The 18,468-nt window shown below is 71.4% G+C and carries 14 protein-coding genes and 1 pseudogene; 4 read left to right on the forward strand and 11 right to left on the reverse strand.

Annotation, left to right across the window (positions count from 1 at the left end):
* The first annotated feature begins 139 nt into the window (after window positions 1-139).
* The gene (locus JIX56_RS42370; RefSeq protein WP_257549047.1) at window positions 140-1,090 is read left to right on the forward strand and encodes a peptidoglycan-binding domain-containing protein; all 951 of its coding nucleotides are present in this window, start codon (window positions 140-142) and stop codon (window positions 1,088-1,090) included.
* A 106-nt stretch (window positions 1,091-1,196) separates the two neighbouring features.
* On the opposite strand, the gene JIX56_RS42375 is transcribed toward JIX56_RS42370, so the two are convergent.
* The 8 genes from JIX56_RS42375 to JIX56_RS42410 form a co-directional block, all read right to left on the reverse strand.
* Window positions 1,197-2,102 (reverse strand): geranyl diphosphate 2-C-methyltransferase, encoded by a 906-nt coding sequence (locus JIX56_RS42375; protein ID WP_443031971.1) that lies wholly within the window; start codon window positions 2,100-2,102, stop codon window positions 1,197-1,199.
* A 44-nt stretch (window positions 2,103-2,146) separates the two neighbouring features.
* Window positions 2,147-3,409, reverse strand: coding sequence for a family 2 encapsulin nanocompartment cargo protein terpene cyclase (locus JIX56_RS42380; protein WP_443031972.1), 1,263 nt, complete (start codon window positions 3,407-3,409; stop codon window positions 2,147-2,149).
* The gene (locus JIX56_RS42385) at window positions 3,406-4,833 is read right to left on the reverse strand and encodes a family 2B encapsulin nanocompartment shell protein (RefSeq protein ID WP_257549049.1); all 1,428 of its coding nucleotides are present in this window, start codon (window positions 4,831-4,833) and stop codon (window positions 3,406-3,408) included. The genes JIX56_RS42380 and JIX56_RS42385 overlap by 4 nt, the downstream gene beginning before the upstream one ends.
* A gap of 423 nt (window positions 4,834-5,256) precedes the next feature.
* A complete protein-coding gene (locus JIX56_RS42390) occupies window positions 5,257-6,516 on the reverse strand; it encodes a glucarate dehydratase family protein (RefSeq protein ID WP_257549050.1) in 1,260 nt (419 codons plus the stop codon).
* 64 nt (window positions 6,517-6,580) lie between these two features.
* Entirely contained in the window at window positions 6,581-7,489 is a 909-nt protein-coding gene (locus JIX56_RS42395; RefSeq protein WP_257549051.1) for a 5-dehydro-4-deoxyglucarate dehydratase, read from the reverse strand.
* A 29-nt stretch (window positions 7,490-7,518) separates the two neighbouring features.
* Window positions 7,519-8,472: a carbohydrate ABC transporter permease gene (locus tag JIX56_RS42400; RefSeq protein ID WP_257549052.1), complete on the reverse strand. Its 954-nt coding sequence runs from the start codon at window positions 8,470-8,472 to the stop codon at window positions 7,519-7,521.
* Window positions 8,469-9,389 (reverse strand): carbohydrate ABC transporter permease, encoded by a 921-nt coding sequence (locus JIX56_RS42405; RefSeq protein ID WP_257549053.1) that lies wholly within the window; start codon window positions 9,387-9,389, stop codon window positions 8,469-8,471. Before JIX56_RS42405 ends, JIX56_RS42400 begins: the two co-directional genes overlap by 4 nt.
* The gene (locus JIX56_RS42410) at window positions 9,386-10,711 is read right to left on the reverse strand and encodes an ABC transporter substrate-binding protein (protein WP_257549055.1); all 1,326 of its coding nucleotides are present in this window, start codon (window positions 10,709-10,711) and stop codon (window positions 9,386-9,388) included. The genes JIX56_RS42405 and JIX56_RS42410 overlap by 4 nt, the downstream gene beginning before the upstream one ends.
* Window positions 10,712-10,912: 201 nt before the next feature.
* Here JIX56_RS42410 and JIX56_RS42415 point away from each other — a divergent pair, with 201 nt between their 5' ends.
* On the forward strand, window positions 10,913-11,776 hold the full coding sequence (locus JIX56_RS42415; RefSeq protein ID WP_257549056.1) for a fructosamine kinase family protein: 864 nt from the start codon (window positions 10,913-10,915) through the stop codon (window positions 11,774-11,776).
* A gap of 187 nt (window positions 11,777-11,963) precedes the next feature.
* On the opposite strand, the gene JIX56_RS42420 is transcribed toward JIX56_RS42415, so the two are convergent.
* Window positions 11,964-14,138 (reverse strand): hypothetical protein, encoded by a 2,175-nt coding sequence (locus JIX56_RS42420; RefSeq protein WP_257549057.1) that lies wholly within the window; start codon window positions 14,136-14,138, stop codon window positions 11,964-11,966.
* A 93-nt stretch (window positions 14,139-14,231) separates the two neighbouring features.
* Window positions 14,232-14,849, reverse strand: coding sequence for a TetR/AcrR family transcriptional regulator (locus JIX56_RS42425; RefSeq protein ID WP_257549058.1), 618 nt, complete (start codon window positions 14,847-14,849; stop codon window positions 14,232-14,234).
* A gap of 146 nt (window positions 14,850-14,995) precedes the next feature.
* Between JIX56_RS42425 and JIX56_RS42430 the strand changes: the two genes are divergently transcribed.
* Together JIX56_RS42430 and JIX56_RS42435 are read left to right on the forward strand one after the other, a co-directional pair.
* Window positions 14,996-16,477, forward strand: coding sequence for an APC family permease (locus tag JIX56_RS42430; RefSeq protein WP_257549060.1), 1,482 nt, complete (start codon window positions 14,996-14,998; stop codon window positions 16,475-16,477).
* 51 nt (window positions 16,478-16,528) lie between these two features.
* Complete coding sequence (locus JIX56_RS42435; protein ID WP_257549062.1) at window positions 16,529-18,100, forward strand: amidohydrolase; 1,572 nt, start codon at window positions 16,529-16,531, stop codon at window positions 18,098-18,100.
* A gap of 116 nt (window positions 18,101-18,216) precedes the next feature.
* Here the strand turns inward: JIX56_RS42435 and JIX56_RS42440 are convergent.
* Window positions 18,217-18,369: pseudogene (locus tag JIX56_RS42440) on the reverse strand (phenylacetate--CoA ligase); the annotation flags it as partial.
* Window positions 18,370-18,468: the final 99 nt, after the last annotated feature.

Genomic DNA, 18,468 nt, shown 5'->3' on the forward strand with positions numbered 1-18,468 from the left:
GGCATGACACACCGAGCGTCGGGTCGCGCACCAGTCCCGCCACATGAAGACATGATGAGCGCGAACTCGCCTTTGTTCTTGGGGATTCTGTGGAGAAGATCCGTTTAAACTCGGAAACCCGTTCGAAGAGAGACCGCACGTGAGTGAACCGACAGCCCCTGTCTGCCCGCAGTGCGGTACGCCCCGGGCGACGGACGGCACTCCGGCCTGCTCCTGCGGCCGTCTCGCCTCGGACGCCCACCGCGACACCCGTACGGCGCAGGCGGAGGCCGTGGAGGACTTCGACCCGGTACGCATACGGCCGTTTGTGAAGGTCGGTGACGACACCGAGCCGGCCGACTCCTCGGCCGACTCCTCGGCGGACGCCGAAGGCACGCCGGAGCCGGGGCCGTTGAAAGACGGCGATGAACCCCCGCTCCCTGGCGGGTCGACCGGCGGCACACCTGCCCTCCTCGACCTCGACGAGCGACCTCCCGTCGACAGCGACCCGGGCGGTCAGCGGCGGCGACGCCGAGCGGTGTCGGCCGCAGGGGTGGGAGTCGCCGCGGTGGCCGTCCTGGTGACGGGCGGAATCATCGGCGGACTGTTCTCGTACGACGGACCGTCGCGGGACGGCTCCGGACCCGAGGACATACGGGCGAACCTCCCGGAGGCCGCGCCCGGCCAGGAGGCGTCGTCGTCATCGGCGTCCCCGTCCGGTACGGCCTCCTCGGCGTCGCCGTCCGGGAACCCGTCCACCTCACCGGCCGCGACCCCGACCGAGAGCCGAACCACCCCGACCGGCTCCGCCACCCCGACCAGAACCCCCTCCAACAGCGGCTCCACCGCCACGGCGGCTCCCGCGCCGACCCCGTCCGACAGCCAGGACCCCGTCCTCGGCACCGGCGACAGCGGACCCGAGGTCACCGAACTCCAGCTCCGCCTGCGCCAGATCGGCTTCTACAACGGCGTCATCGACGGCGACTACGACCCCGAGGTCGAGAGCGCCGTCCGCGGCTACCAGCTGACCCGTGTCGTCGTGGAGGACGAGTCGGGCGTCTACGGCCCGGCGACCCGCACCTCACTCGAATCCGAGACCACGGAACCGTGACCCGCCCTGGCTGACGCCGGCCGCGCTCGCGGACGCGAGCGACCGCGCGACCGGGGGGCGGTCGGCGGAACGGACCCCCGATCCGCCGGCCGTCCGCGCCGGGCGGTCAGACCCGGTCGGCGACGATCAGCAGGTACTGGAAACTGCCGTTCTCGTAGGCGGTGATGAAGGTGTCCTCGATGCCCGTGACCAGGTGGTCGGCCTGCTTGCGGAGCTCCCAGTAGGGCAGGGCGGCGGCGGTCAGATCCACCACGTGGACGGGGACGAGGCGGTTGCGGGCCATCGCGCGGAAGTACTCGGAGCGCGGGTGGATGTCGCAGATGTAGTGGGCGTTGATGAGGGACACCTCGCGGGAGGCCCGGCCGTAGGTGTCGTTGTAGCAGCCGGTGATGGTGACATAGCGGCCGCCGCGGCGCAGCAGCCGGGCGTGCTCGGCGAAGAGCAGGTCCAGCTCGACGTACATGGTGGACTCGTTGTTCCAGGACGCCGCGTACTCCCCGGACGGCAGACCCGTGTCGAGCATGTCGCGGTGGTGGTAGCGGACCCGGTCGTCGATGTCCCGCTTGCGGGCCTGCTCATTGGCGAACTCGGCCTGCTTGCGGGAGATGGTGACACCGTCGGCCTGGCAGCCGTACCGCAGATGGGCCACCACGCTGCCGCCGCCGCGCCCGCAGCCGGCGTCGAAGACGCGGTCGGTGGGGGAGAGGGGGCCCAGATGGTGGGCGAGCAGGTCGGCCTGGGCCTGTTCCAGGCGGTGCAGTTCGGCGGTGACCCGGTCGCGGCGGCGCGCCGGATCGGGGTCGTCGTCCAGGACGGACCAGTCCGCGTCGCCGATGCCGTAGTGGTGGTGGTAGAGGTCGTCGATCTTGCCGAGTTCGAGGTTGACCGGGTTCTCCTCGGCGTTCCAGTAGTCCGCGACACGGTTCTGGTACGTGGACCGGGCCGGGGAGGACGTCGGGGGCTGGGCCGGCAGGGGCGTGGCGGTCGTGGTGACGGCGTCGATGATGGTCAACGGTGGCTCCTCCGGTGCTGTGGGGCGTCGGCCATGCCCGGGCGTTACCAGTAGTCGGGCAGGCTGTAGCGGTCGGTGTTGGTGGCGTGCCACTCGTGGTTGCCGGCCACCCAGGCGGCGAGAGCGGTGGCGTAGCGCTCGATCAGGGGCGAGGTGGCGGACAGGGCCGCGGACTCCTCCTCGAACGCCTCCATGATCCGGTTGTGGATCTCGACGGCCTCCAGATACGCCGCCTTCAGCCCGCACCGCTCGTTGGCGGCGATGACCATGGGCAGATTGAGATGGTCCGGGTCGTTCGACATCTCCTTGGTGAAGGAGTACAGGTCGTTGACGATCGTGGACGCGTTCCCGGCCAGCGCGGTGATCCGCTGGACCTCGGGCCGGGCGTAGACGGCCTCCGGCAGTTCCCAGCCGTCCACCGCGTCGACGATCGCCAGACAGGGGCGGAAGTTGTTGAACTGCCGCATCACCAGGTACTCCCAGATCCGCGGCATGTGGTCGGTCTCGGCCCAGGCGGCCTCGCCGAGATAGCCCAGATGCAGCCGGGCGAGATCGTGGACGAGCCGGTCGGTCTGGCTGGGGGTGGCGAGGGCGGCGTAGTCCCGCAGCGCGAAGTGGTACGAACGCAGCGGACCGTCGCCCCGTACGCCGTGCCGCCACCGATTCTCCACCTCGGGTGTGCTGTGGAGGGGGTCGAGCGCCGACTGGGCCATGAGCAGCCGACCGCCGAGGCCGCGCGGCGAGCCGCCCTTGCCCTCGTCGACCTCGCAGTACAGGTTGTCGACGAGGTGCTCGGCGAGCAGCAACTTCCCGGCGGCGGTGAGGTGTTCGGGGCCGGCCGCGCCAGGGTGCGCGAGCACGATCGCCCGGCCGAGACCGAACCGCGCGAACTGCCCCCGCCACTCCCGGGGGAACAGATCCATGCGCTCCGCCCAGGCCTCCAGCCTGCGGTCGACCTCCGCGGCCTTCGCGGGGTCGGCGGGCACGGCGGGCCGGTACCTCAGCCCGGGGATCGCACCGCCGCCCCGGGCCCGCCGGGACCGGGCAGGACTCGGCGGCCCCGGCAGCCGCCTCCGGGCCGGCGCGCAGACCGACGGCAGACCGGGCGACGGGAGATCGGCTGACGGCAGACCGGCCGATGTCACAGCCGGGGACGGCGGACCGGCTGACGCCATACCGACCGACGGCAGACCGGGCGACGGGAGATCGGCTGACGGCGGACCGGCCGATGGCGGACCGGCCGATGGCGGACCGGCCGATGGCAGACCGGCCGACGACACGGCACCGGACACTGACGGTTCGTTCATTCCGGCATCCACCCGACCTGCACGTTCTCCAGGATCCCGGCCGCGTCGGGCACCAGCACGGCCAACGAGTAGTAGGCGGTGACCAGATAACTCATGATCGCGGTGGTGTCGACGCCCATGAACCGCACGTTCAGCGACGGCTCGTACTCCTCGGGGATACCCGTCTGGTGCAGGCCGACGACCCCCTGGTCCTTCTCGCCGGTGCGCAGCGCGATGATGCTGGTGGTGTGCTGCGGCGTGATCGGGATCTTGCTGCACGGGAAGAGCGGCACCCCGCGCCACGCCGGCACCTCGTGCCCGTCGACGTTCACCGTGCCCGGCACCAGACCGCGCCGGTTGCACTGTCGGAAGAAGGCCGCGATCGCCTTCGGATGGGCCAGGTACAGCCGGGTCTTGCGGCGCATGGACAGCAGCTCGTCCATGTCGTCCGGGGTCGGCGGCCCGGAGAAGGTGCTGATCCGCTGGCCGTAGTCGATGTTGTGCAGCAGCCCGAACTCGCGGTTGTTGACCAGCTCCCACTCCTGGCGTTCGCGGATCTCCTCGATGGTCAGGCGGAGTTGCTGCTCCGTCTGGTCCATCGGGTGGTTGTAGAGATCGGCGACCCGGGTATGGACGCGCAACACCGTCTGGGTGAGGGAGAGTTCGTACTCGCGGGGCGCGAGGTCGTAGTCGACGAAGCCGCCCGGGAGCGCCAACTCGCCCACGTGTCCCGCCTCCAGGGGCACATCGGCCTCGCCCTTGCGGTTCATGGGCTTGCGCTGCCGATCGGCGAAGGCGTCGAACTGGGCCGCGAGGGACGGCGTGCGCTCCACGAACGCCATGAGCGCGTCCCAGTTGAGGGCCAGTACCACCCCCGCCGTCTCGGCCCGCACCGAGCTGAGCCAGAGCGGGTCGGCGTGGCCGATGGCCTCGTCGCCCAGCCCGTCGCCGTCGGTGAGGAGGCCGAGGACCTCCTCCTCGCCGTACTTGCCGATGGTGTACCGCGTGAACCGGCCGTGCACCACGAGATACGCCTCGGTCACCGGCTGCCCGGCGTCCACCAGCACCTGGCCGGCGCGCACTTCACGCACCCGGAACCGGGAGGAGATCTCCCTCAGGGCAGGGATGTCGGAGTAGCCGCGCAGCGCGGGGAGTTCGGTCAGTGTCTCCGGGATGACCTTGACGTCGTCGGCGCCGTTCTGGTCGAACTGCACCCGGCCCCGGCCGATGCGCAGCTGGAGGCGGCGGTTGACCCGGTAGGTGCCGCCCTTGACGTCCACCCACGGCAGCGTCTTGAGCAGCCATCGCGAGGTGATGGCCTGCATCTGCGGTTCGGACTTGGTGGTCGTCGCGAGCTGCCGCGCGGCCCTGGTGCTGAGACTGGTGAACTGCTGTGCGTCGGCGGGCTCCGGTGCACTTTCGGAGGAGCTTACGGGGGCGGTCACATTCCCTCCCGATAGGTGAGCGGATGTGCGGGGACGTACGGGGACACGCCTGGACACCGGCGAAACGCGGTGCTGTCGGGACACGGAACTCGGGTGGCGCGCATACGACTTGGCCGTGGGCGGATTCCGAGGCGACGGTCGCCGGAGAGGCGACTGTGAGGCGACATGTGCGGATGGGCGGAACGTGTCGCGGATAAGCCAAACAGGCGGGACGGCCGGTCGGGCACCGCGTGAAGGGGGCGACTTCGCGTCCTGGGGATGCGGAAACCACCGACTGAGGCAGAGCACCGACCGCTCCGTGCTCCCGCGCCCCTCGCTCGCCTCCCGCGACCGGCGCGGAGGGCGCACGACGCCGCCCATGCGAAAGGGGCCGCCCATGCGAAAAGGGCCGCCCGGAGGCGGCCCCTTTCGGTCAGCGGTGGTTCACCAGCGGGGCAGTCGCAGCTCGTACCCCGGCTGGATCCGGCGCATGTACCCCGTGTCGTCCCGGGAACGCATGCCCGAGTCGACATACAGCCGGTGCAGCCGGCCGAGGGCGTCGTGGTCCAGCTCCACACCCAGCCCGGGCCCCGTGGGCACCGCGACCTCCCCGTCCCGGAACTCCAGTACGCCGGGGACGATCACGTCGTCCGCCGAGTTCCACGGGTAGTGCGTGTCGCACGAGTGGTCGAGGTGGGGGATGGCCGCCGCGACATGGGTCATCGCGGCCAGGCTGATGCCCAGGTGCGAGTTGGAGTGCATGGACAGCGCGATCCCGAACGCCTCGCAGACGGCGGCCAGTTCACGGGTGCGGCGCAGTCCGCCCCAGTAGTGGTGGTCGGTGAGCAGCACCTGGATCGCGTCCCGCTCGATCGCCGGCCTCAGATGCTCCCAGGCGACCACGCACATATTGGTCGCCAGCGGCATCGGCGCATCCTTCGCCACCTCCGCCATACCGGGGATGGTGGCGGTCGGGTCCTCCAAGTACTCCAGTACGCCGTCCAGTTCACGGGCGACGTACTTCGAGGTCTCCACCGTCCAGGCCGTGTTGGGATCGAGGCGCAGCGGCTGCCCGGGGAAGGCCTCGGCGAGGGCCTTGATCGCCGCGATCTCCTCGTCCGGTGGGAAGACACCGCCCTTGAGCTTGAACGACCGGAACCCGTACCGCTGTCGCATCAGCCGTGCCTGCTCGACGACACCGGCCGGGTCCAGCGCCTCGCCCCAGTCGTCGCCGACCGCCGGGCGGCCGTCGAGCGCCGGGTGTTCGGCCCACTTGTAGAAGAGGTACGCGGCGAAGGGCACGGAGTCGCGGACCCGGCCGCCGAGCAGATCGCTGACCGGGCGGCCGAGCAGCTTGCCCTGCGCGTCGAGGCAGGCCACCTCGACCACCGAGGTGGTCCAGCCGCGTTCGTGGGAGCTGGGCACGGTCGGCAGCAGTACGGCGTCGATCGCGGCCGAGACGGCGGTGGTGTCGAAGACGTCCAGGCCGACCACCGCCTTCGCCGCCGCTTCAAGTCGCTCCAGCCGCACGGTGCCGCCCGTAGACTCGCCGAGCCCCACCGTGCCGTCCTCGAGGACGAGTTGGAGGATGGTCCGCAGCGCGAGCGGTTCGTGGACGCCGCTCGAGTTGAGCAGCGGCGGGTCGCGGAAGGCGATCGGGGTGACGATCAGCTCCCGGATCCGGGTCCCCGGCGTGCCGGTCATACGCTCATCCTCTCCCGGCCGTGAAGGCCAAGGCCATGACGATCAGGGTCCTGGCGGTTCGGCATCACGCGCCCACCACCCCCAGGCCGTGGTCGATCAGCTTCGCCAGCCGGGAGACATGCTCCGGTGCCGGGTCGATCAGGGGAGCCCGTACACCGCCGACGTCCAGGCCGCGCAGGGTCACCCCCGCCTTGATCAGCGCCACGGCGTACCCGGGCACCTCGTCCCGCAGTTCGACGAGCGGGCCGTAGAACTCGTCGAGGAGCGTGGAGACCAGTGCCTCGTCGCCGTCGGCGAGCGCCCGGTGGAAGGCGAGGGCGATCTCCGGGGCGAAGGCGAACACGGCGGAGGAGTACAGGCCGACGCCGATGCCCCGGTAGGCGGGCGCGGTCATCTCGGCCGTGGGCAGCCCGTTGAAGAACTGGAAGCCCTCCGTGCCCGGCACGGCCCGTACCGCGCGGACGATGCGGTGCATCCGCTCGATGTCGCCGATGCCGTCCTTGAGGCCGACGACCCCTGGCAGGGTGGCGATCTCGGCAGCGGTGTCCGCGGTGAGCCGGGCGGTGCCGCGCTGGTAGAAGATGACGGGCAGGCCGGTGGCCGCCGTGACCTCCTCGACGTACCGGACGAGTCCCCGCTGCGGTGCGCTCACCAGATACGGCGGCAGCAGCAGGATGCCGTCGGCGCCGGCGCGTTCGACCCGGGCGGCCTGGTCGCGGGCGACCGGGGGCGGGCCACCGGCCGCGGCCAGGACGGGCACCCGCCCGGCCGTCACCGTGACCGCGACCCGCGTGGCCCGCTCGATCTCCTCGGGCGTCAGCGCGTGGAACTCCCCGGTGCCGCAGGCGACGAACACGCCCCCGGCACCGGCCGCGACCCCGGCCTCGATGTGCTGTGCGAGCCGTTCCTCGTCCAGCGAACCGTCCGATGCGAACGGCGTGACCGGAAAGAACAGCACTCCTTGGAACTTCATGTCTCCCTCAAACGTGGGGGGTTGGCAGATCAGCCCTTGGTGGCCCCGGCGGCGATGCCGGTGACCAGCGAGCGCTGGAGGAGCAGATAGACGACAAGGCTGGGCAGGAGCGCGATGACCGCGCCGGCGAGGACGACGCCCGAGCCGACCTCGGGATCGGTGCGCAGGATGGAGAGGGCCACGGTGACCGTGTAGTCGGTCGGGTCCTTGGCGGCGATCAACGGCAGCAGATACTGATCCCAGATCATGATGAAGCCGAGGACCCCGGCCACCCCGAGCGCGGGCCTGCACAGCGGCAGCACGACCTGCCACAGCATCCGCAGTTCGCCCACGCCGTCGAGGCGGGCGGCCTCCTCGATCTCCCCGGGTATGTCCTTCATGAACTCGGTCAGCAGCATCACCGAGAAGCCCCAGGCCCCGAGCGGCAGGATGACACCCCAGACGGTGCCCTTCAGGTCGATGCCGACCACCGGCACATGGCCGAGGACCAGGGACAGCGGGATGGCGATGACCTCCTCCGGGAGCATCATCGTCAGCATGAACAGCGTCATGACGATCGCCTGACCGCGGAACCGGTGACGGGCCAGCGCGTACGCGGCGAGCACGCACACCACGAGCTGGAGAAGCAGTCCGCCGCCCGCGATGACGAGCGAGTTGGTGAAGTAGTCCCAGATGCCGCGCTCCCCGGCCACCCGGAAGTTCAGCAGTGTGCTGTCGTGCGGGAGGAAGGACAGCGACGAGCCGCTGGGGTGGGTGCTGAGGGCACCGGAGACGATCGTCAGGAAGGGCGCCGCGAAGATGCCGAGCGCTGTCGCGCACAGCAGGATCCGCAGGGCCCAGGAGACGCCGGGCCGGTCGTTCCAGCCGAGCGCGGTGTCGAAGCGGGCGGGGGTCGTCCGGGCCCGCTTGCCGGCTCTCCCGGATGACGCGACGGCCTCGTCGGACGACGGCGTCCGGACGGGGTCGAGGGCGGGTGCGCTCATCGCACGTCTCCCCTCTTGCGGAAGTGGTTGACGGTGACGGTGAGCAGCAGCGTCACCGCGAGCAGGACGACGGAGGCCGCCGACGCGCCGCCGATGTCGTTGCGGGTGAAGCCGAGGGTGTAGGCGCGGGTCATCCACACCTCGGTGGACCCGGCGGGGCCGCCGCCCGTGAGGACGTACACCTCGGTGAAGACACGCAGACCACGGATCGCGGCCAGTGTGAGGACGATGCCGATGGCCGGGCGGATCGCCGGCAGGGTGACGTGGCGAAGCCGCTGCCACAGGGACACCCCGTCCATCGCGGCGGCCTCGTACAACGTGCGGTCCACGCCCGCGAGTCCGGCGAGGATGATCACCATGTTGTACGGGGCGACCATCCAGATGCCCATGACCATCGTCGCCCAGAGCGCGGTGTCCGGGTTGTCGAGGAACGGAGTCGGGCCGAGCCCCAGGAAGCCCAGGGCGCTGTTCACGAGGCCGTCGGAGGTCGGGTAGTACATCAGCCGCCACAGCTCACCGACGACGGCGGTCGCGGTGACGACCGGCAGGAAGACGGCCGTGCGCATGATCTTCAGCGAGCGGGCCTGGCCCTCGAGCAGCAGCGCCAGGAAGAAGCCGACGACGATCGCGCCGAGCGACTGCCCGATGCCGAGGAGGAGGGTGTGGCCGACCGCGTCCTGGAAGCGGTGGTCGGTCAGGACCCGCGTGTAGTTGTCGAGGCCGACCCACTGGTCGCCGAGGAACGGCCGTACGTCGAAGAAGCTGAGCCAGATGCCCTTGCCCATCGGGAGGAACTTGAAGACGAGGGCGAGCAGCAGGCCGGGGGCCAGGAACAGCCAGGGGAGGACGGCCTTCTTGCCGAAGACCCGCTTGGTGAGCGCTCCGCGCCGCCGGGGCGCGATGGTGGTCGCGGTCATTTCAACAGGTCCTGGTCCTTGAGGTCACCGGCGAGGGTGTCGTTGAGTTCCTTGAGGCTTGAGCCGACGTCGCTGCCGCAGTAGGTGAAGACCGCGTTGAGGGCGTCGGCGGTGTCCTGCTTGATCGGCGCGAAGTCGGGTGCGTTCGGGAACTGCTCGGAGGCGTCCTCGTAGGCCTTCTGTACGACGCTCCAGCGCGGGTCGTCCCGCACCTGGGCCGCGTCGAGCGTGGAGTTGACGGGGATGCGGACCACGGGCTGGTTGTCGCCGGTCATGGCGAGCTTCTGGCCCTCGGGGGAGATCAGGAAGGCGGCGAGGGCCTGCTCCTGCCGCGTCTTGCCGGTCCTCGCGCCGAAGTAGATGTTCTCCCCGTCGGCCAGCACGGTGGACCCGGCCGGGCCCGCCGGGAACGGGACGACGTCGAACGTGTCCTTGCCGGGCGTCGCGTCGTAGGTGGCGATGTTGTACGGGCCGGTGAGGTACATCCCGGCGTCGCCGTCCTGGAAGTTGGTGGCCGTGCCGGTGACGGCGGTGATGGCGCCGGGCTGGATGACACCGTTGTCACCGCAGAAGAGGTTGTCCTTCATCCAGGTGACGGTGCGTACGGCGGCGGCCGAGTCCATGGCGGGGCGGTAGCCCTTGCCGTCCGGCTCGATGATCTTCGCGCCGCCGGACCAGAGGAAGCTGGCGCCCCACCAGGCGGCGTAGCCGTTCTGGGCGCTGCCCGGGACGACCATGCCGTAGGTGTCCTTCTTGCCGTCGCCGTCCGGGTCGCGGTCGGCGAAGGCCTTCGCCACGCCGATCATCTCCGCCCAGGTCGTCGGCGCCTGGAGGCCGAGTTTCCGCAGCCAGTCCTTGCGGATCATCAGGGTCTGGGCCTGGCGGGAGTACGGGATGCCGTAGTGCTCGCCGTCGATGCCCACGGTGGAGGACCAGGTCTTGTCGGTGATCTGGTCGTGGCCCTCGATCGCGGCCGGATCGATGGTCTCGAGCAGGCCCTGGCTCTGGTAACTGCCCATCAGCGCCGTGTCGTTGATCATCACGTCCGGGAGGTCCCTGGTGGACGCCCGGCTCTGGAGCTGCTGGTCGAAGTTGATGACCGGCTGGTAATCGATCTTGATGCCGGTCTTCTCGGTGAAGGCGGCGAACACCCGCTCGTACGTGGCGGCCGGGTCCGGATTGCTCCGGGTCCAGACCTCCAGCGTGTTCGGGTCATCGCCCCCGGCGCTGTCGGACCCCGATCCGCAGCCCGCGGCCCCGAACGCGAGCCCCGCGACGGTGATCATGGCGGCCAGGCGGTGACTTCGTCGGCGAACGCCCATGGGCACACTCCGTTGTTCTTCCGGGCCGTCCGCCCGGGTGTTCATATTCGTGAACTCGCTTCACGAATCTAAATGATCGGCCAAGCTACGGAGCGTTTCGTTCGCACGTCAAGACATGGGTAGGAGATTTCACCGGCGCCACACATGGGCATACGGGATCCTGTCGGGCGCCTGAGGGCAGGGATCTGGAGGTGGTACGCCGTGACCGATCGCACGGCACCCGGTGCCCTGGCGGCCCGACTCACCGGCCGCCCGGCGACCGGTGAACGCCGGCTGTCCGGGACGCTCGCCGAAGTCACCCTCGACGACGGGCGGGTGGTGCTCGTCAAGCTGGGCGACGGCCCCGGCGCGGCCCAGGCCGAGGCGGCGGGGCTGCGCTGGCTGGCCGAGGCGGGCACGGTCCGCGTCCCGACGCTGTACGGCCACGACAAGGGCCGCCTGGTGATCGACCGGGTGGCGCAGGGGGCACCGAGTGCCGCGGCGGCGACCCGCTTCGGCGCGGCCCTCGCCGTCCTGCACGCCACCGGCGCGCCCTCCTTCGGCGCCCCGCCGCCCGGCGGCCCGAGGGAGGCGTACATCGGGCGCGCACCCATGCGGAACCTCCCCGGCACCGACTGGCCGGCCTGGTATGCCGAGCACCGCGTGCTGCCGTATCTGCGCCGCGCGGTCGACGACGGCACGATCCGCCCGGCCGAGGCGCCCCTGATCGAGGACGTCTGCGACCGCCTGCCCGACCTCGCGGGCCCCGCCGAGCCGCCCGCCCGGCTCCACGGCGACCTCTGGAACGGCAACGTCCTGTGGGGTGCCGACGGCCACACCTGGCTCATCGACCCGGCGGCCCACGGCGGCCACCGCGAGACCGACCTGGCGATGCTCGCCCTCTTCGGCTGCCCCCACCTGGGCCACATCCTCGACGGCTACCAGCGGGCGGCGCCCCTCGCCGACGGCTGGGCGGACCGGATCGGACTGCACCAGCTCTTCCCGCTGCTGGTGCACGCCGTGCTCTTCGGCCGTGGCTACGCGGAACAGGCGCTCGCGGTGGCGCGGGCGACGCTCACGTGGTGACCCGGCCCGCATGCGGGAAGTGGTGACCTGCTCGGCCGCCGCCGTCCGCGCGCACGCGAAACCGGGAGGCGCCGTATCGGCGCCCCCCGGTTCGAGGTCAAGGGCGAGGAAAGCGAAAGAGCTGAGGCTCTATGAATGAGATGAGAAGGAAGCCCCTTCATGGCCTCGCCACGGGCAACGTTAGCAGTCAGGCAGGGATCAAGTCGCGCAGATTTTCGAGGGTGGTGACCTGGGAGTCCGGGTGCAGCCCCTCCGGGCGTTCGAGACCGATGTAGGTGACGGGCCCGTCCGGGACGGACTTCCCGTCCCACGGCGTCATGGCTGTGGCGCCGTCGGCGGTCATGAGGTCGACAAGGTGGCGGACCGTCAGCTGGTCACGCTCGACGATGGCGCGCAGCAGCGCCGCGACCGTCACCCGGTTGCCCTCCACCCGGTTCTCCGACGGACTGCCCGTGAGATACAGGTGCAGCCACTTCGCCCGCCACCGGCCGTCCTCGCCCCGCTGGAACGCCAGCGGCAGCGCGACCCGGCCCGGCCCTCGCAGCTCCGACTTCATACGGACGGTGCGCGCCTCGAACGGCCGCCCATGCTGCTCGCCCTCACGCAGCATGAAGCCGAAGAACGACTCCTCGACACGCTCGAAGCTCTCCCCGGAGAAGATGTTGACCTCCGGGACGATGAACGTGCCCCGGACGGCGTCCAGGCGCAGGTTGATGAACTCCGAGGCGCCGTGCGGCGCCTCGGTGATGTCACCGGAATGCTCGCCGCCGATGTCGGTGAGCTCGGTGTAGGAGAGCCAGGAGACGGTTTCGTAGTTCTCGTCGAGCATCAGCGCCGACAGGTCGTAGTCGGTGTCGTGGGCCGACTGCTTCCAGTGGACGAAGAAGCGCAGCAGTTGCCCGTCGACCGGTGACAGGGAGCCGCGCGGCAGTACGCCGAGACCGGCCGCCGTCGCCTTCCCGCTCAGCGGCAGCGCGACGTCCAGGACGCCGGGGTCGACCAACAGGTGGTCCGGCGTCGGGAGCCGGTGGCGTATTTCGGCGTCCAGGGCGGCGATCAGGCGCTCGCGCTCCGGCACCGGCACCGGCGGGCGCTGGTCGTCGGTGACCCAGGCGCCGCCGAGGCGGTTGACGAAGACCCGGTGCTCCCCGGCGTCCCGGGAGCGGTTGTGGAGGTGTTCGCGCACCGACAGCACGAGCCGGCCGGAGACCTGCGGGGCCACCTCCTCGGCGGCCACCACGACGGCGTCCCGCTCCTCCTGGGTGCGCGCCGTCCGCAGCAGCCGGTCCAGCGCGCGGAACAGCTTGCCGGGAGCGGACTTCAGCAGCTTCACGGCACCGAGGACGTCGAACTCGTCGAGCAGCTTCTCGACCCGGCTGTCGAAGGACCGCGCCTCCTTCTCGCCCCGCGCGACGGCGAACACATCGGCGGCGTGCGGCCAGCGCGGGTACTCGTGCGGGTGGAGACGCTCACCGAGCCGCTTGAACGGCTCGCGGTGCGCGTGCACATCGGCGAGCTTGGCCGGGTTCGCCGCGATCACGGAGTCGAGTCCCGCGAGCAGTGCCCGGCGGACCGGCCGCGACAGCGCCCGGAACCGGGTCGGCTCCTGGAGGGACACGTCACCGTCCGACAGCGCGCACGCCAGCCGGAGCACATCGGTGACGGTGTCCAGCAGCAGGTCCCCGCCGACACCGAGCCGGGCCTCGTTGACGACCGCACGGTTCTCCCGGACCGGGACCACCTCGGGCTGCGGACCGTTCGCGCAGTGCCCGGCAAGGGTCTTGAGATCGCGCAGGTGCTCCTCGCCCAGTGGGGTGGTGCTGCCCGCCAATGCCAGGTACAGGGCGGTGAGTTCGTCGTCCAGGTCGCCGCCCAGGTGCACGACCGTCACGCGGTCGCCCGCCCCGGCGATCAGCTCGTCGTGGGCGGCCAGCATGTCGGCGTACGTGTGCTGGTACCTGCCGTATGCCGGGAGGGTGAGCAGGTCCACCACGCCTCGCACCATCTGGGCGATCGTGCTTTCCCGGGTCGTGTCGTCGCTGAGCGCCTGTGCGACGCACCGCATCCAGAACTCGTCGGTGTCGGGCACGTTCGCCGGGAAGTCGATGAAGTACGAGTTGTGCCGGACGTGGTCGCCCACCATCTCGCGCACGGTGCGCAGCGCCCGTTTGGCGGTGTGCACGACCGCCGCCTCGGACAGCCCCGAGAGCTGCGCCAGCAACTCCGTCGAGAGCTTGAAGCCCACCGACATGAGCGCGGTGTCGAACTGGCGAGCCGCGGTGGCGCCTTCGCCGTTCGACCCCTTGGGGGCGGGCAGTCGGTGGGTGTGCCGGAGGACCAGCGATTCCAGACTCTGGGACATCCCCGGATGATCGCAGAGGTGTACGAGCCGGCGCACAGGAGTTTTCGCGCCCGGCAGGCCCCGCTGCCCGCGCCCAGGCCTCACGTTCCGCCGCTAGACCTCCGCGTACGCCTCCAGCCTGCGTCGTGCGTGAGCGAGGAAGCCGGCGAGCGCCAGCTCGAAGGCCGCGTCCGCGCGGCCGTCGCCGGCCGCGTCCAGGGCCTCCGCCAGGCGGGGCGCGGCCGACTCGTCGGTGATCTCCCACATCGCCACGGGGGCGGCGAGGTCCAGGGCCGAGCCCAGGACGACGTTCTCCAGGGCGACCAGCACCGGCATCACGTCCGGGAGGGGGAAGCCCGCGTCGAGAAGCAGACCGACGGCCCGCTCGTACTGTTCGAGGACGCGCGGGGCCCGGACCGGGGAGGTCATCAGTAGGGGGATGGCCCGGGGGTGGGCCGCGAAGGCCGCCCGGTAGGAGCGCGCCCAGGCCGCGAGGGCCTCGTCCCAGGGGTGGAGGTCGAGGGCGGAGACGTCGATGCCCTCCGCGACCCGCTCGCGCAGCAGTTCCACGATGCCGTCCCGGCCGTCCACGTGGTGGTACACCGAGCCGGTCTGCACCCCGAGCCGCCGCGCGATCTGCGGCACGCTGAACTCGCCCTGCGCGTCGACGAGTTCCAGCGCGGTGGTGGTGATGCGCTCCCTGTCGAGCAGGGGTGTGCGCGGCCGTCCCATGGTGTCCGTCCCCTCCGGGGTCTTCCCAGTAGTCCGAGACGAAGGCTACATTGCGAAAACCGAAAGCCTTTAGGTTTACCGGCTCAGGTCACCCCCGCACGCCCGGTACGCTCGTCCCTGCCCGCAGCCAGAAGGGCTTTCCCCTCATGACTGTCACCCCAGACGCCACCGGCGCCGCCCCCGCCGAGAGCGCCGCCTCCCCGGCGCCCTCCCTCCGCACCGGCTCGCTCGGCACCACCGACATCGCCTTCTTCGTCGTCTCCGCCGCCGCCCCGCTCACGGTGATGGCCGGCGTCGCCCCGCTCGCCGTCCTGATGGGCGGCATCGGCGCCCCCGTCGGCTATCTGCTCGCCGGCCTCACGCTCGCCGTCTTCGCCGTCGGCTTCACCACCATGAGCCGCCATGTCCGCAACGCCGGCGCCTTCTACGCGTACATCAGGCGCGGCCTCGGCCGCCGGGCCGGCATCGGCGCCGCGCTGCTCGCGCTGATCGGCTACAACGCCATGGAGATCGGCGTCTACGGCCTCCTCGGCACCGCCACCCGCGACACCGCCCGCGCCCTGTTCGGCGCCGACATCCCCTGGCTGCCCGTCTCCCTCGCGGGCCTGCTGCTCATCGGCTACGCCGGCTACCGGTCCATCGACTTCGGCGCCAAGCTCCTCGGCGTGCTGCTCGTCGCCGAGACCGGCATCCTCGTGCTGCTCGCCGGGGGAGTGCTGGTCAAGGGCGGTGCAGACGGCCTCTCCCTCGCCTCCTTCGCCCCCGGCAACGTCATGGTGTCCGGCATGGTGGCCGTGCTGGCCTTCGCGTTCGCCGCGTTCACCGGCTTCGAGTCGACCGCCATCTACCGCCGCGAGGCCCGCGACCCGGCCCGCACGGTGCCCCGCGCCACCTACCTCGCCATCGGCTTCCTCGGCCTGTTCTACGCCTTCATCGTGTGGACCGTGATCCAGGCCTTCGGCGACGCGCAGGTCATCGCGGCGGCCGGCGCGAACCCCGCCGACCTGTTCTTCTCCGCCATCACGACGTACGTCGGCTCCTGGGCGGCCGACGTGATGCGCGTCCTCATCGTCACCAGCGTCCTCGCCTCCCTCCTCGCCTTCCACAACGCCATCAACCGCTACGGCCTCGCCCTCGCCGAGGAGGGGATTCTCCCGAAGGCGCTGGCCCGTGTGCACCCACGCCACCGCTCCCCGTACGTCGCGGGCCTCGCCCAGACCGTTCTCGGCGCGATCATCGTCCTCGGCTTCGCCGCGGCCGGCGCCGACCCGTACATGCAACTGCTGCTGTGGGTGAATACCCCCGGCATGCTCGCCCTGATGCTGCTGCAACTGCTCGCCGCGCTCGCCGTGCCCTTCTACTTCCGGCGCGTCACCCACACCGAGGGCACCCTGCGCACGGTCGTCGCTCCCGTCGTCGCGGCGGTGCTCCTGGCCGGTGCCATCGTCCTGGTCGTCACCCACCTCGACCAGTTCACCGGCGCCTCGACCACCGTCAACACCTTCCTCGCGGCCCTCGTGCCGACCGTCCTCGTCATCGGCCTCGTACTCGCCCGATGGCTGCGCCGCGCCCGCCCCGAGGTCTACGCGAACTTCGCCGCCGAGCCACCGGCCGACGCCGACGCCTGACCCTCGCCCCAGCCGACCGCCGCGCCTCGCCCCCTCGGAGGAGACCTCTCCATGCCCACCGCCGACCTCGTGATCACCGGCGCCCACGTCCGCACCCTCGACCCGGAGCGGCCGTACGCCACCGCGGTCGCCGTACGCGACGGCCTGATCGCCGCCGTGGGTGAGGCGGCGGACGTACGGGACTGGCGCGGGCCCGGCACCGAGGTCGTGGACCTGGGCGGCGGCCGGCTGGTGCCCGGCCTGGTGGACAGCCACAGCCACCCCGTGTGGGGCCTGGACATGGCCACCGGCATCGACCTGACCGCCGTACGCGACCTCGACGGACTGCGCGCCGCGCTCACCGCGGGGCAACGCACCGACGGCTGGGTCATCGGCTACGGCCTGGACCACAACGTCTTCGGCGGCCGGCCCGTCGACCGCGCCCTCGTCGAGGACGTCCTCGAGGGCGCGCCCGCCTTCCTCCGTCTGTACGACGGCCACTCCGCCCTCGTCAGCGGGGCCGCGCTGAAGGCCGCCGACATCACCGGGCCGCGCGCCTTCGCCCAGCGCTCGCACATCGCGGTGGACGCCGACGGGCGGCTGACCGGCCACCTCGTCGAGCATGCCGCCATGGCACTCGTCGAGCCCGTCATGCCCCGGCCGTCGTACACCGAACGCCGCGTCCGGCTGGCCGAGTTGCTGGGCGGGATGGCGGCCACCGGCCTCACCGGGGCCCATGTCATGGACCTCGGCGACCTCGACCTGGTGGGCGCGGTCGCCGAGGAGTCGGTGCTGCCGCTGCGGCTGCGCTTCGCACCCTGGTGCATGCCCGGCGCCGACGCGGACGACCTGGCGGAACTCCTGGCACTGCAGGGCCGGGGCGGACGGCACTGGCAGGTCGGCGGGGTGAAGTTCTTCATGGACGGCACCGTCGAGGGCGGCACCGCCTGGCTGGACCATCCCGACTGCCACGGCCAGGGCACCGACGCGTTCTGGCCCGACCCGGCGGCGTACAGCTCCGCCGTACGGGAGCTGCACCGGGCCGGGGTGCGTACGGCGACCCATGCGATCGGGGACGCGGCCGTGCGCCATGTTCTCGACACCGTCGCCTCGCTGGGGCCCGGCGGGCGGCTCGCGCACCGGGTGGAGCACATCGAGTCGGTGCCGGACGATCTGGTGGCCCGGTTCGCCGAGGTGGGCGTGATCGCGTCCATGCAGCCGCCGCACACCGGCTTCACACGGGCCGATCTGTCCGACGAGTGGTCCGTGCGGCTCGGTGAGGAGCGGGCCGTGCGGGCTTGGCGACTGCGTGATCTGCGGGACGCGGGTGCGGTCGTCGCGCTCGGGTCGGACTGGCCGATCGCCCACCATGACGCCCGCGGCGTTCTGGCGACGGCCCGTGCGCCGCGCGGCGCCGCGGCGTCCCGGGCGGGGCTGACCGGGATCCAGGCGCTGGAGGGCTGCACGACTCACGCGGCGCTGGCCGCCGGCGAGGGGGCCGTCGGCGGGCGTATCGCCGTCGGCTTCCGGGCGGATCTCACGGCCTTGGGGCTCGACCCTGTGGAAGCGCCCGCCGATGAAGTCGCCGCGGCGCCGGTGCTTCTCACTGTGACAGGGGGACACGTCGTCCACCGGGGGCTCTGAGCCGGCGCCGTGGGACTGCCGGCCGGTTCTTGGCCGCGCGTTGTCCGTGGCTGGTCGCGCAGTTCCCCGCGCCCCTGGGGGTGGCTGCCGTGGCGGCCGTCGCCGAGGGGATCGACTACGGCATGGATGCCCGTCCGCTCCTCGATCTCCCGGCGCATCTCCTCCGTCCACGGCTCGGCCTCGAAGATGCCCACCCGCAGGGACGTGGAGCGCGGGTCGACGCCCTGCTTCTCGAACTCGTCGAGCAGCGTGAGCATGCAGGAGGGGGTCGGCTCCTCTGCGAGGTCGACCCCGGCGGCGGTACGGGACACGTCCGTGTCCTGTGATCCGTATCCAGGTCTTGCCCGCCCGGTCGAAGCGCGTCACAC

It is taken from the genome of Streptomyces sp. CA-210063 (assembly GCF_024612015.1).
GTDB lineage: Bacteria > Actinomycetota > Actinomycetes > Streptomycetales > Streptomycetaceae > Streptomyces.

Excerpts from the sequence above, each read along its gene's own strand:
- JIX56_RS42380 (WP_443031972.1), bottom strand. The coding sequence starts at position 3,409 with ATGAACGAACCGTCAGTGTCCGGTGCCGTGTCGTCGGCCGGTCTGCCA.
- JIX56_RS42390 (WP_257549050.1), bottom strand. The coding sequence starts at position 6,516 with ATGACCGGCACGCCGGGGACCCGGATCCGGGAGCTGATCGTCACCCCG.
- JIX56_RS42395 (WP_257549051.1), bottom strand. The coding sequence starts at position 7,489 with ATGAAGTTCCAAGGAGTGCTGTTCTTTCCGGTCACGCCGTTCGCATCG.
- JIX56_RS42400 (WP_257549052.1), bottom strand. The coding sequence starts at position 8,472 with ATGAGCGCACCCGCCCTCGACCCCGTCCGGACGCCGTCGTCCGACGAG.
- JIX56_RS42405 (WP_257549053.1), bottom strand. The coding sequence starts at position 9,389 with ATGACCGCGACCACCATCGCGCCCCGGCGGCGCGGAGCGCTCACCAAG.
- JIX56_RS42410 (WP_257549055.1), bottom strand. The coding sequence starts at position 10,711 with ATGGGCGTTCGCCGACGAAGTCACCGCCTGGCCGCCATGATCACCGTC.
- JIX56_RS42420 (WP_257549057.1), bottom strand. The coding sequence starts at position 14,138 with ATGTCCCAGAGTCTGGAATCGCTGGTCCTCCGGCACACCCACCGACTG.
- JIX56_RS42425 (WP_257549058.1), bottom strand. The coding sequence starts at position 14,849 with ATGGGACGGCCGCGCACACCCCTGCTCGACAGGGAGCGCATCACCACC.
- JIX56_RS42430 (WP_257549060.1), top strand. The coding sequence starts at position 14,996 with ATGACTGTCACCCCAGACGCCACCGGCGCCGCCCCCGCCGAGAGCGCC.
- JIX56_RS42435 (WP_257549062.1), top strand. The coding sequence starts at position 16,529 with ATGCCCACCGCCGACCTCGTGATCACCGGCGCCCACGTCCGCACCCTC.